Raw genomic sequence first — 13,739 nt, forward strand, 5'->3', positions numbered from 1 at the left:
TTAAATTTTTTTATTTTAAATCGTTGATTTTAGATTTTTTTGTAAGGACTTAGAATCTGAAATCTCAAGACTATTTAATTTTTACTTTTACAAGATCATCTTGTTTTAAGGACATAACACCAGTGGTCAAAATTGTATCACCTGGTTTAACACCTGACAATATTAAAATTGAAGCATCGGTTCGAGTAGCTGTTTCAACATTGACTTCTTTAACTTTGCCGCTATTAGAAATTAAAACTTTTTTTCCGTTTTGTACGGGAATAATGGCTTCAGTAGGAACTAAAATGGCATTTGTTATAATATCTAATGGCAATTCTACATTAGCATAAGTCCCAGGAAATAGTTTTCTGTCTTTATTTTCAGCAATTGCGCGAATTTGTAATGTTCTTGTGGCAATTTCAACGGTAGGTTCTATCGCATATATTTTGGCAATAAATTTTTCTTTGGAGCCAGAAACGGTAAAATTTAAATCGGTATCGGTTTTTATTTGACTCGCATATTTCTCAGGAACCGAAAAAGTAATTTTTAACTTTCCAATGTTTACTAATTTTGCAACTAAAATCATGGGAGTGATGTAGGTACCAGTCGAAATAGAACGCAAACCAATTTTACCAGAAAAGGGAGCTCTTATTGAAGTTTTTGCAATTTGAACCTTTATCAATTGACCTTGGGACTGAGCTAATTTATAATCAGCCCTTGCGACATCATATTCTTCTTGACTTATCGCTTCCTTTTGCAGTAATAGTTTAGCCCTACGTTCATTTTCAGCTGCTAATCCTTCTTTTGTGTTGGCTTGTCTTAATTGTGCTCTTAACTCAAGATCGTTCACTTTAAAAAGTACCTGTCCTTTAGAAACAGTACTTCCTTCTTTAAAATAAATTCCTTCGACGATTCCAGAAACTTCACTTCTAATTTCAACTTCTTCATTTGCTTCTACTGACCCAGAAAGGGATAGAGTATTATCGAAGGTTTGCGTTTTAGCAATTATGCCACTAACATTCAAGGCTACATTCATTCCGTCTTTGGATTCGTTTTTTTTACTTTGATTATCTATAATTCTATAGGTTACGAAAGCGCCAAAACCGACGATCAGTAGGGTGTAAATAAGGTATTTTATTTTCATAATTTTTAGGGAAGGGTATTGTTATAAAGTATATTTGTCTATTTGGTAGACAAAGGTAGTCTTTAAAATTGGGCTATTTATACAACGGTTAGACTTTCAAAAAGTAATAAGGTTTAATCCTTAGCTAATATAATTCCAGATATTTTTCTTTTTAGTCAACTCAATATAAACACTTCTTAAAGTAGCATGTTCTGGTTTTTGCAAAGCCGCATCAGCAGTAAGGATTTTTATAGCTTTTTCTCTGGCTAGAGCCAAAATATCCTTGTCGCGAACAATATCGGCAATTTGAAGATTGAGTACTCCACTTTGCTGGGTTCCCATCAGGTTTCCGGGACCGCGAAGTTTTAAATCAACTTCAGCAATTTCGAACCCATCATTTGTTTGAACCATGGTTTGCATTCGGGTTTTACTGTCAGAACTTAATTTGTGGCTTGTCATCAGGATGCAATAACTTTGATCAGCTCCACGGCCTACACGACCGCGCAATTGATGTAGTTGAGAAAGTCCGAAACGCTCTGCACTTTCGATAATCATTACTGAAGCATTAGGAACATTTACTCCCACTTCAATAACGGTTGTAGCAACCATAATATTAGTTTTTCCATCTGAAAAGCGTTTCATTTCAGCATCTTTATCGGCAGGCTTCATCTTTCCATGCAAAATAGAAATGGAATAATCTGGCAAAGGAAAGTCACGAGAAATACTTTCATAACCGTCCATTAAATCTTTGAAATCCATTTTTTCTGATTCTTGAATCAGCGGATAGACAATATATATTTGTCGGCCTAATGCGATTTCATCTCGAATAAATTTCCACACTTTCAGACGGTTACTGTCAAAGCGATGTACGGTTTGAATGGGTTTTCGTCCTGGAGGTAATTCGTCAATAACAGAGATGTCCAAGTCACCATATAAACTCATCGCGAGTGTTCGCGGAATAGGAGTGGCGGTCATTACCAAAATGTGTGGCGGAATTTCGTTTTTCTTCCACAATTTAGAACGCTGCTCTACCCCAAAACGGTGTTGCTCATCAATTACTGCTAGGCCTAAATTTTGAAATTTCACTTTGTCTTCTAATAAGGCATGTGTACCAATCAATATTTGTAAACTTCCGTTTTCTAGTTCTTCGTGAATGATTCTTCTAGCGGCAGTTTTACTTGATCCTGTGAGTAATTTTATATTCAGATTTAGCTTTTCAGCTAATTCTGACAATCCAATAAAGTGCTGATTTGCTAATATTTCTGTTGGAGCCATCAAGCATGCTTGGAATCCATTATCGAGTGCGAGCAGCATGCTCATAAAAGCGACAATCGTTTTTCCAGAACCTACATCGCCTTGCAATAAACGATTCATTTGGGCATTGGTTCCCATGTCTGTTCTGATTTCTTTAAGTACCCTTTTTTGTGCTCCGGTGAGCTCAAAAGGCAGGTGGTTTTGATAGAAATCATTAAAAAGATCCCCCACTTTAGTAAACGGATGTCCCTTTATTTTGTGTTTTTGAACTAGATTTTTGGTAATTAATTGCAACTGGATAAAGAACAATTCTTCAAATTTTAATCGGAATTGGGCTTTCGCCAAAGCTTCTGCGCTTTTAGGAAAATGAATGTTGAATAGAGCCGCTTTTTTAGAAATAAGTTGTAATTCCTGAATCAGATACTCCGGCAAGGTTTCGGTAAATAAGGCTTGAGTTTCTAGAAACAGTTGTTGCATTAATTTATTGACCACTCGGTTTGAAATCCCGCGATTCGTCAAGGTTTCTGTTGAAGGATAGACTGGTTGCATGGCAGAACGCAAACTTTGTTCGTGCTCGCTCATTGCTTCAATTTCAGGATGTGCCATATTGTAGGCGCCGTTAAACGAAGTGCATTTTCCGAAAATCACGCTAATTTCGTTTAGTTTCAAAGATTCCCGAACCCATTTCTGTCCCTGAAACCATACTAGTTCCATTTGGCCAGTGTCGTCCACAAAAGTAGCGACGAGGCGTTTTCTGCCTTTGGCAAATTCGACGGTTTTGATGTTTACTATTTTACCAATAATTTGTACCTCAGCCACATTGTTTTGCAACTCGTTGATTTTGTAATAACGCGTTCGGTCAATGTACCGGTTTGGGTATAAATTGATTAAATCCTTGTATTTATGAATCCCCAGTTCCTTACGCAGCAATTCGCCCCGATTAGGGCCAACGCCTTTTAAATATTCGATAGGAGTAAGTAGGAGATTGCTCATGTAGGGTTTTCCAAGTTCAAAATTTCAAGTTGATTAGTCAAAATTCAAACTTGTTTTTTTAAAGAAGCGAAGATAGTTTTTTGTTTGGAATTTAGAAAATGAGAAGGGCTGAAAAGCATGTAAGAAAAAAGAGTATATTTGATGATTCTGTTTCGAAAAATAATTTATACAAATCATTGAATGAAAAAAACCATAAGATATTCTTTAGTAAAAGTACTTTTTTTAAGTGTCCTAATTCAATTGACAACAACAAGTATTGTTGCGCAAAACAAAGCAGCAGAATTGGATAAGTTAATGAACCGAGCACATGCTACTGGCGTATTCAATGGAACCGTTTTAGTTGCCGAAAACGGGAAAGTGATTTATCGCAAAGCTTTTGGCTATGCCAATAAAGAACTAAAACAACAATTAACACCAGATTTCTGTTTTGATTTAGCTTCCGTTTCTAAGCAATTTACGGGCATGGGAATTATGGTATTAAAAGAAAGGAAACAACTAAGCTATGATGACAAGATTACTACGTTTTTTCCAGAATTTCCTTCCTACGGAAAGGATATAACGGTACGAGATTTACTCAATAACATTTCAGGAATGCCTAAATACGAGTCATTCGCTACTGAATACAATCTGTCGAATACGGAAATCTTAAAAATAATTGAAGAGAGAAAGTCGCTAGATTCTAATATCGGGGAGAGATATGTGTACAACAATGCCGGTTACGTTATGTTGGCTTTAATTATAGAAAAAGTTTCGGGAATGTCCTTAGCAGATTTTTTGAAAGAAAATGTTTTTAGACCTTTAAAAATGAAAAACACTTTGGTTGGTGATACTCCAAAAATCAATTTAAAAAATCGTGCGATTGGTTATACTGTAATTGGTGAACTCGATGATTATCAGGTTTCACACACGGGATCTACAAGTATTTTTTCAAACGTTGATGATCTATTTTTGTGGGATCAAGCGTTATACACGGATAAATTAGTTTCTAAGAGAACAATTGCCGAAGCATTTACGCCTATAGTTTTAAATGATGGTTCTGTATCTAATTATGGATTTGGATGGTTTCTAACTCCAGAAAAAGAATCCGTAAATCATTCAGGAAGTGATTTTGGTTATCGTAATTTTATCTTTAGAGATTTAGCTAAAAAGAATACCTATATATGGCTTACAAATGCTGGAAATGCGGTTTTAAAGGACGAAATAAATGTAGCTATTGAAAACATCTTAGCTTCTAAACCCTATAAAACGCCCAAGATTACTGTTTTTTCAGAATTACAAAAAGCATTGCAAACCAATTCTGTAAACGACGCGATTGCTATTGCTAGTAAATCAATAAAAGCGAATCCAAATCAGTTTGTTATGGATGACGCCGCTATTAACGAATTGGGTTACAAATACCTTAACGAAAATAAATTAGCAGATGTTTTCTCGATTTTCAAATTCAATTTGGAACTAAATCCAAATTCCTCGAATGTGTATGACAGTCTTGGCGAAATTTATCTATTGCAAAAAGACACAGTCAATGCTATTGAGAATTATAAAAAATCAGTGGCTTTAAATCCTAATAATGCAAATGCGGTAGGAGCATTAAAAAAATTAGGTGTTGCGACAACGGAGTTGATTATAGAAGTGAAAGTGGCGCCAGTCGTTCTTAAAACCTATATAGGAAGGTATCAGCTAAATGAAAATTATTCTTTTACCGTAACCGAAGAAAATGGAATACTTCATATTCAGGGAACAGGTGAACGCCTAACCACTGTGATTCCAATGAGTGAAAATAGATTTTATAGTAAAATAGTCACTGTCCAATTTACATTTAATAAAGACGAAAAAGGGATTGTTGATAGCTTGACATTAAATATGGGAAAAGATATGGTAGCTAAAAAAGTGGAGTAAAATGGTATTTATGCCATTTGTAATCTGTGTCGTTACATTGAATCGATATAATTATTATCGTCTTAATCGCAGATTTTATTAATTATCGCTTTATTTAACGATAATATAAAATATCGTCATATTTAACGATATTTTTAGTATCTTGCTTAAAATTTAGAGATATGAAGGCAGTAATCACTGGTGATATTATTAACTCGAGAAAAGTAGCTTCGGCACTATGGATGGAGGACTTAAAGGATATTTTGAACGCTCACGGCAACGAACCGAAGGACTGGGAAATCTACAGGGGCGACAGTTTTCAGTTGCTAGTGAATCCTATTGATGTGCTAGAAATCGCCTTATTAATTAAGGCCACCATTAAACAACACAAAGCACTAGATGTCCGAATGGCAATAGGAGTAGGTACTGTCGATTATACTGCCAATAAGGTGACAGAATCGAATGGTGCTGCTTTTGTAAACTCAGGGGAATGTTTTGAAGGATTAAAAAAACAGACTTTGGGAATACAAACGCCTTGGTCTGGATTTGACGATGCCTTCACGATTATTTTACAATTAGTTGTTTTATTTGCTGATAATTGGACGACAACATCAGCCGAAATTATAAAAAAAGCATTAGAAAATCCAAGTAGTAATCAAAAGGAACTGGCACTTGCTTTAAACAGAAAAAGCCAAAGTTCGATTAGTGCATCCCTAAATAGAGCAGGGTATGAGGAATTAAAAAATGTGATTGAGTATTATAAACAACAAATTAAAAAACAATGGTAGAACTATCTTTAATGCTTGTTTTAGCTCATTTAATAGGTGACTTTTTATTGCAGCCCACTTCTTGGATCAAGGATAAAAAGAAATGTAAAATTAAATCAAAATACCTGTATCTTCATCTGCTAGTGCATTTTATACTCTTGCTTTTGATTACAAAATTTAATACCGAATACTTTTTTGCGGTGATTGTAATTGTTACTAGTCATTTTGCCATTGATTGCGCCAAATTATATTTCGAAAAAAAGAAAACGACAAAAATCTGGTTCTTCACAGACCAATTATTACATTTAGCTGTGATTGCTGCCGTGGTGCGTTATTATTACCCGTATGAAATTGATTTTGAAGTGGTATATTCGGCTAAAAGTCTAGCACTACTTACAGCATTAGTCACGGTGACTTATGTGAGTGCAATAGTGTTAAAAATAATGCTGTCTAAATGGAGTAATCAAATCACTAAAAACAATAACGACGACACTAATAATGCTGGAAAATACATCGGGATTCTGGAGCGCTTGTTTATTTTCTTTTTTGTGGTAATTAATTTTTGGGAAGGTATCGGGTTTTTATTGGCAGCTAAATCCATTTTTAGGTTTGGAGATCTTAAAGAATCTAAAGATGTAAAACTTACTGAATACATCTTGATAGGAACTTTATTGAGTTTTGGACTCGGTATTTTGTGTGCGATGGTTTATAAATATATTGTGTAAAGTGACCTAGCTTTCTGAAGTCTCCTGACTTCGTTTTTTTTATTATAGTTCAAACTAAACCACGATGGACTGAAAGTCCATAGATTTGGTTGGGCAGACTAAAATCTGCAAAGTTGAATTGCAAATTTTCACCGCAGATTCGCAAATTATTCAAATTTCAAATATTTTAAAATCTATGAATCTGCGGTAATAAAATTTTTAGAAGCTAAAGCGAGATGCACTAAAAGTGCATAGTTTTAAACTATATTTGAGACCAATAAAATGGTTCTACTTTATTTAATTAACGTATTACGCTAGAAAACAAATTCTTATGATTTTTTCTTTTTTAATCGAAGTGAAAGCAAGTTAAATAATACGTTTTAAACAAAAAAATGTATTTCGTCGATTATTTTTGGTGATTTATCAAAAATACATGTATGTTTGAAAATAATTAGAATAGATACAGGATATAAAATTAAAGAAGTTTGCTCCACAATCTACTTTAAAGTTAAACTACTGAATTAAGAATGCAGATTTATATCATGCTACTATTTTAGTAATTTTCTATTTACCTTAAAGTTCTAAAGCTCGTGAAGTACTATTAAAAGCATAAGTTATGCGCATAGCACAAGTTGTAAAAAAAATCCTGTAATGGGAAAACAATAGTATAGCAACATTTTTAATAAAATATAATTACGTTTGTTTAGTTTGAAACACCCCGAATATTAATTGATATCCGGGGTGTTTTTTTATAACTCTGTAATAATAAATTCGCTACGTCTGTTTAGTTGATGCTCTTCCTCAGTACATTCGATTCCATCAGTACATTTGTTTATGAGTTTAGATTCGCCATATCCTTTAGCTGTTAAACGTTTTTTGTCCACTCCATTTTTTACTAACCAACCAATGGTTGATTTTGCTCGTCTATCTGATAAAGCTTCATTGTATTTTGTTGATCCTCTACTATCAGTATGAGAACGGATATCCAATTTCATCGCTGGATATTCTAGTAATACATCTAGTATTTTTTCTAAATCAATGGCAGCTTCCATGTGTATGTCTGATTTATCAAAATCAAAGTAAATCATTTTTATGCCAAAACACAGCCCTAAATCATCTCCCACGGCCACTTTACATATTTGTTTTTTCAATTCTATATTTAGTTCCGTTTTTCCACTTTCATCCAATGTTACTATTTTTTCTTCTTTAGTGGTATAATCTATTTTTTCAGCTCTCACATAAAGATCTTTGCCGCAATCTACCATAAAACTATAGTTTCCTTCTTTATCTGAAAGTGTTGTTCCTAATAGATTAAACATATTATCAAAGACTGTAATTTTTGTGTCTGGAAGTATTTCATGAGAAACACTATCTGTTACTTTTCCGTAGAGCTCTTGTTCACAAAGTAATCTCTTTGTTTCGAGAAAACTATAGATATCATCGAAGCCTTGTCCACCGTCTTTATTCGAACTAAAAAATCCTAGTCTTGATTGCGAATCAATTATATAGCCAAAATCATCCATAGGTGAATTAATGTCAGCACCCAAATTTTGAACCTTAGTAAAGCTTCCTTCAGCATTTAATTTAGATACAAATACATCGAGTCCTCCAAGACCTGGGTGGCCATTTGAAGCAAAGTAAAGTTCGTTGTCTGCACTTATATAAGGAAAGGTCTCTCTTCCAGCTGTATTTATTGGATTTCCCAGATTGATAGGCGTACCAAAACTGCCATCCTGATTTATTTCTACTTTAAATAAATCTGACAAACCAATCGTTCCAGGCATATCTGACGCAAAATATAATGTTTTTTCATCTTTACTTAGTGCCGGATGTGCAGTGCTGTAATTATCACTATTGAACGGAAGCTCAGTTATATTTACCCATTTATTGTTTTCAAAATTCGCCTTATAGATTTTTACAAGAGTGATGTCGTTACCATCGAAGCCTTTTTTACCATTGTTGAAATTATTACGAGTAAAGTACATCGTTTTTCCATCTTTGGTAAAAGCGGCGCTGGATTCATGAAACCTAGTATTTATTGATTTATCAAATTTCTCTATTTTACCTAAGGACATATCAGTACCTAATTCAGCAGTGTATAAATCAGAGAAATATTGATTGTTCCAGGAGTGTTTTCTTTGTTGCAGACCGCCAGTATCCTTTGCCGATGCATACACTAATTTGTCTAAATAAATAGCTGCTCCATAATCTGAATACGGAGTACTTATAATGGTTGGTGCTATATTATACCTTCCAGAATTTGCTTTTATTTCTGATAAATAGTTCTTGTTTTTCATGAAAAGTTTAGCTCTATCATCATTATTTGAAAAAGCATTAAACTGCATCATAATTTCATCTGCTTTTTTATTTTCGCCGATGGATTTTAATGTTTGAGAATATCGATAATAATATTCTGGCTCTATGTCAGTAGTTAGATTAAATAGCTCTTTATACCATTTAGAAGCATCTTCAAGTTTTGCATTAAAGTAATATGCGTTACCCAATTTTTTAAACATGTCAGGCGACTTATATCCTTTATTGGCAAGTTTTTCGTATGTTTTGATAGCATCTATATATGCATAGTTATCGTATTTTTTTTCAGCTTTGGCTATTCTAGCTTTTTGCGAATAAATGTTTATTGAAAAAACACTTATAATCGCGATGTATAAAAGTAAATTATTTTTCATAATAATTGTTTTTATAATGAATCAATGAATTCTCATTTTTTCTATTAATTTATTTTTGATTTTTCTATGAATATTGACATCATCTTCTCCGCTTTTAGAGTATTACCTACCGCTTTTAAAGATTGTGCATAACGATAATAGTATACAGTTTCAAAATCAGTAGTAAGTGAAAATAGCTTATCGTACCACTTAGCTGCATCTACTAAATTAGAGTTAAAAAAAGAAGCATTCCCTAGCTTTTTTAACATATCTATGGATACATATCCTTTATCAGACACCCTGCCATATGTTTTTATTATATCAATATTCTCATAACTATTTTGATTTGTATTATATTCAGATGTTATCTGAGAATGAATAGCATGTGAAATAGCACATAAAATTAGTATAAATGCAAGTATATTATTTTTCATGGTTCCTCATTTGTTTATTGATTTAATTTTTGCTTCTCTTTAAAAAGTTGCATTATTTGATCTGCTTTTGCATTTTCATTAATAGCGGATAATGATTTAGAATATCGATAATAATACTCAGGCTCTAAATTAGTATTCAATTTAAATAGCTCTTCAAGCCATTTTGCTGACTTTTCGAATTCACCATCATAAAAGAAAGCGTTAGCTATTTTCTTTAACATATCTTCAGTTCGATATCCTTTTATCGCTATTCTTTCATATGTTTTTATCAAATCTACATATGCAGTTCCATTAGTTCTCTTTAAGTTAATTGAAGTTGTAAGACTATTTTTATTAGAGCTCAAAATTTGTGATTCTTCGATAGTATTTTTAATCGAGGAATCAGATGAATTTAAAATTCCTATTTTACTATTTTCAATAGACGCTGCACTCTTATTTTTTACTAATTCTGACTTATTGAATACTACTTTCTTTGAGGGTATATTTATGTCTGAATTTTTAATTGATAATTGATTTTTTTGTATGCTTTGTATTTCCGGTGAAATAGCCACTTTATTTATTTTTTTACTTTTTACGGATATACTTGATTTTTTTAAGGTTGAATTAATGGAGTCTGTTTCTAATTTCTTCAAATATTGGGAAGTGACATAAATTTCTACATAAATCGGAGTCACAACTCTTGTGTTATTTGGTCCCAAATCATATTTATTTACCATGCTAAGTTGAGATACAGTATACGTTGTTTTATGTCCGCCAAATACCGAATTTATATTTTCTACTACATGATATGATTTTATTATTCTTATTTTTATAGGTGTTTCAGCTGTATTAATTTTAGGATTAGTACCGATATTTGTTTGCCCTACCGACGCCAGCATATTCTTTTGTGAATAAATGCTAGGGGTTAATAAATTAAATAAAATTATAAATATTTGAACTTTATGTTTCATACTTCATTTTAAAAAAATCGTTGCATTGTCATTTTTTCATTGTTTTTAAACAAATCGTATCTTAAAAATATTTCATGAGATCCAGAGTTGTAGTTGTCTAATCTTGTAGTTTCTAAATCATAGCCATAGCCAACATATAAAGCTTGAGAAATTTGGAAGCCAACCATTGCACTCATAGCGGCGCTCCATCGATAAGAAAGGCCAACTGTCAATTTATCATTGAACATTAAACTTCCCGAGACATCTACTTGTAAAGGAGCTCCTTCAACTAGTTTAGTAAGAAACGCGGGTTTAAATTTTATTGAATTATTTAAGTCAAAAACATATCCAGCGATTAAATAATAATTAATTTTTTCTTTAAATATGGCGACTTCATTATCGTCGTATCTATTGGTTTCAATAAAGTTAGGTACGGACAAACCGACATATGCTTTGTCTGAGTGTAAATAAACACCTGCCCCAAAATTAGGTGAAAATTTATTATTATAATCACGTAAAGTGGGATCATCATCAACGGGGTTTAATTTAGACACATCTAAATCAAATAAGTTTGCTGTAGCTTTTATACCAAATGATAACAAAACATTTTCAGATGTTGGTATGCTGTATGAAAAATCACCTGAAATTGTATTTTCTTGTATAGGTCCAATCTTATCATTTACGACAGTCAGACCTAATCCTATACGACTTTCACTTAAAGGCGTATTTACTGATACGGCGTTAGTAATTGGCGCACCATTTAATCCAACCCATTGTGTTCGATGCAATGCAAATATACTTAAAGCGCCTCTAGAACCAGCATAAGCAGGATTAACATTAACAGTGTTATACATATATTGTGTGAATTGAGCATCTTGTTGCGCTAAACTTACAATTGTTGTAAACATTAAAACGAAAGTGAATATAATTGTTTTCATAGTAGGTGTTTATTAGATAAATTATCTTTCGAACCCATTATTTGTAGTTCGGCAGGTTATATTGAAAAATTTATTTTTTCTCTATTAATGAGGAACAAGGTTTAAATCTATTTTATTAATTTTATTTAGTTAAGTATAAATACCCGTCTTTTTGATTGACTTGAGTGTCTCCAACTCCATCAACTGAGGTGTATTTAAGTATATAGAAATAGACTCCTGAAGGTAATCCTGATGATTGGCTTATTGTTGTTCTACCTGTAGAAATGCCTTTGAAATTATTACTAGTATTACTGTAGTTTCTAGTTTCAAAAACTAATACTCCCCAACGATTATATATTTCAACAGTATTATCTGGATAGCAAATAGTATCGTCAATATTGTCAATAACAAAAACTTCATTTATACCGTCGCCATTAGGTGAGAAAGCATTATGGACTACAATATTTCCACAACCAAGAACGATTGATTTATCTACTACTTCAGTATCTGATGCATTAACAGGTTCATCTTGTGGTGTCAACCCGCTTGCAGTAGCTATGTTGGTTACAGAGCCCACTTCTAAGTCATTTTTAGTTACTGTATAGCTTACATTAAATACTTGGAAAGCTCCAGGAATTAAACTTGGAATAGTAATATCTAATCCAGTCAAGGGGTCTTTTATAACGATTTGATGTAGTATTAAATTACCATTGTTTGTTACTTGGATTGTATAATTGATAACATCTCCCACAAAACTATAACTAGCATCAAGAGCAGCATTTTTCTCTACTTTAAGGTTCGGTGTTTGTGCTAAAGGTGTTGTTGTGCAATCCGGACATGTAGGATCAATTGGACAAGATGTACATGGAGTTGGATCTGTTGAAGAATCTGTTACAGGATTGCCAACTGGAGGTGTTCCAGTAGTAAGAGCCATATTGTAAACATATCCTTTATCAATATCATTTTGAGTAATCACATAAGTAGCAGTAAATGCGCTACTATTACTAGTACCAGCCAATAAGGTTATAGAATTACCAATAATCACTACGTTGTTATCAGTAATGATTACATTTGTAAGAGTCACATTACCTGTATTTGTTACCACAAAACTATATGTTATTTGATCTCCCACATTTGTAATTCCATCTTTGTTAGTATCAACATAAGTTCCATCTTTAGTGATAGCTATACCATCATTTGTACAAATAGGTATTACATTTGGATTATCGTTCTCTGTTGAGTCACCAGATTGGTCAATAACTACTGTAGTGTCTGGAGCAGTACCATTAACAGAAGCTTGATTGGTTATGTTACCAGTATCAATATCGGCTTGAGTTACTGAATAGGTTGCAGTATAGATCCAAGTTTCTTTAACCTCTAAAATGTCGTTACTATTTGCGTCACCACTTATCAGGGCGATAGTCGATAAATTTGAAAGAGGATCAGTAACGATTACATTACTTAAACTCACATTACCAGTATTGCTCACGGTAAAGGTATAGGTCACCAGATCTCCAACAACAAGTGTTGCGCATCGCTCTTCTCCAAACTGAATGTCAGTGGTTTTTACAATGGCAATGTCAGGAGTAGAACAAATAGGTATTACATTTGGATTATCGTTCTCTGTTGAGTCACCAGATTGGTCAGTAACTACAGTAGTGTCTGGAGCAGTACTATTAACAGAAGCTTGATTGGTTATGTTACCAGTGTCAATATCGGCTTGAGTTACTGAATAGGTTGCAGTATAGATCCAAGTTTCGTTAACCTCTAAGATGTCGTTGCTATTCGCGTCACCACTTATCAGGGCGATAGTCGATAAATTTGAAAGAGGATCAGCAACGATTACATTACTTAAACTCACATTACCAGTATTGCTCACGGTAAAGGTATAGGTTACGAGATCTCCAACAACAAGTGTTGCGCATCGCTCTTCTCCAAACTGAATGTCACTGGTTTTCACAATGGCAATGTCAGGAGTAGAACAAATAGGTATTACATTTGGATTATCGTTCTCTGTTGAGTCACCAGATTGGTCAGTAACCACTGTAGTGTCTGGAGCAGTACCATTAACAGAAGCTTGATTGGTTATGTTACCAGT

At 33.3% G+C, this 13,739-nt stretch carries 10 protein-coding genes; 3 read left to right on the forward strand and 7 right to left on the reverse strand.

Annotation, left to right across the window (positions count from 1 at the left end; translation table 11 throughout):
* Positions 1–70: 70 nt before the first annotated feature.
* Both BMW63_RS16825 and recG read right to left on the reverse strand, forming a co-directional pair.
* Positions 71–1,123 (reverse strand): efflux RND transporter periplasmic adaptor subunit, encoded by a 1,053-nt coding sequence (locus tag BMW63_RS16825; protein WP_074724623.1) that lies wholly within the window; start codon positions 1,121–1,123, stop codon positions 71–73.
* Between the two features lie 120 nt (positions 1,124–1,243).
* Positions 1,244–3,349, reverse strand: coding sequence for an ATP-dependent DNA helicase RecG (recG, locus tag BMW63_RS16830; RefSeq protein ID WP_074724624.1), 2,106 nt, complete (start codon positions 3,347–3,349; stop codon positions 1,244–1,246).
* A 180-nt stretch (positions 3,350–3,529) separates the two neighbouring features.
* Between recG and BMW63_RS16835 the strand changes: the two genes are divergently transcribed.
* The 3 genes from BMW63_RS16835 to BMW63_RS16845 all read left to right on the forward strand — a co-directional run bounded on the left by BMW63_RS16835 (position 3,530) and on the right by BMW63_RS16845 (position 6,716).
* Positions 3,530–5,245 carry a serine hydrolase gene (locus BMW63_RS16835; protein ID WP_074724625.1) on the forward strand — a complete coding sequence of 572 codons (1,716 nt, stop codon included), beginning with the start codon at positions 3,530–3,532 and terminating at the stop codon, positions 5,243–5,245.
* Between the two features lie 161 nt (positions 5,246–5,406).
* Positions 5,407–6,012 (forward strand): transcriptional regulator, encoded by a 606-nt coding sequence (locus tag BMW63_RS16840; RefSeq protein WP_074724626.1) that lies wholly within the window; start codon positions 5,407–5,409, stop codon positions 6,010–6,012.
* A complete protein-coding gene (locus tag BMW63_RS16845) occupies positions 6,006–6,716 on the forward strand; it encodes a DUF3307 domain-containing protein (protein ID WP_074724627.1) in 711 nt (236 codons plus the stop codon). The genes BMW63_RS16840 and BMW63_RS16845 overlap by 7 nt, the downstream gene beginning before the upstream one ends.
* A 728-nt stretch (positions 6,717–7,444) precedes the next feature.
* Here the strand turns inward: BMW63_RS16845 and BMW63_RS16850 are convergent.
* From BMW63_RS16850 to BMW63_RS16870, 5 genes are all read right to left on the reverse strand, one after another.
* Entirely contained in the window at positions 7,445–9,382 is a 1,938-nt protein-coding gene (locus BMW63_RS16850; protein WP_074724628.1) for an OmpA family protein, read from the reverse strand.
* A gap of 44 nt (positions 9,383–9,426) precedes the next feature.
* Positions 9,427–9,795 carry a hypothetical protein gene (locus BMW63_RS16855; RefSeq protein ID WP_074724629.1) on the reverse strand — a complete coding sequence of 123 codons (369 nt, stop codon included), beginning with the start codon at positions 9,793–9,795 and terminating at the stop codon, positions 9,427–9,429.
* A 14-nt stretch (positions 9,796–9,809) separates the two neighbouring features.
* Positions 9,810–10,745: a tetratricopeptide repeat protein gene (locus tag BMW63_RS16860; RefSeq protein ID WP_074724630.1), complete on the reverse strand. Its 936-nt coding sequence runs from the start codon at positions 10,743–10,745 to the stop codon at positions 9,810–9,812.
* A gap of 8 nt (positions 10,746–10,753) precedes the next feature.
* Positions 10,754–11,662 (reverse strand): PorP/SprF family type IX secretion system membrane protein, encoded by a 909-nt coding sequence (locus BMW63_RS16865; protein WP_074724631.1) that lies wholly within the window; start codon positions 11,660–11,662, stop codon positions 10,754–10,756.
* A gap of 121 nt (positions 11,663–11,783) precedes the next feature.
* Positions 11,784–13,739, reverse strand: a 1,956-nt coding sequence (locus BMW63_RS16870) for a DUF7507 domain-containing protein (RefSeq protein ID WP_139174274.1), incomplete at its 5' end; no start/stop codon positions are given.

This window comes from Flavobacterium frigoris (assembly GCF_900111075.1).
GTDB lineage: Bacteria > Bacteroidota > Bacteroidia > Flavobacteriales > Flavobacteriaceae > Flavobacterium > Flavobacterium frigoris.

Coding starts and splice junctions, on each gene's coding strand:
- recG (WP_074724624.1), bottom strand. CDS start 3,349: ATGAGCAATCTCCTACTTACTCCTATCGAATATTTAAAAGGCGTTGGC.
- BMW63_RS16840 (WP_074724626.1), top strand. CDS start 5,407: ATGAAGGCAGTAATCACTGGTGATATTATTAACTCGAGAAAAGTAGCT.
- BMW63_RS16855 (WP_074724629.1), bottom strand. CDS start 9,795: ATGAAAAATAATATACTTGCATTTATACTAATTTTATGTGCTATTTCA.
- BMW63_RS16845 (WP_074724627.1), top strand. CDS start 6,006: ATGGTAGAACTATCTTTAATGCTTGTTTTAGCTCATTTAATAGGTGAC.
- BMW63_RS16835 (WP_074724625.1), top strand. CDS start 3,530: ATGAAAAAAACCATAAGATATTCTTTAGTAAAAGTACTTTTTTTAAGT.
- BMW63_RS16865 (WP_074724631.1), bottom strand. CDS start 11,662: ATGAAAACAATTATATTCACTTTCGTTTTAATGTTTACAACAATTGTA.
- BMW63_RS16850 (WP_074724628.1), bottom strand. CDS start 9,382: ATGAAAAATAATTTACTTTTATACATCGCGATTATAAGTGTTTTTTCA.
- BMW63_RS16860 (WP_074724630.1), bottom strand. CDS start 10,745: ATGAAACATAAAGTTCAAATATTTATAATTTTATTTAATTTATTAACC.
- BMW63_RS16825 (WP_074724623.1), bottom strand. CDS start 1,123: ATGAAAATAAAATACCTTATTTACACCCTACTGATCGTCGGTTTTGGC.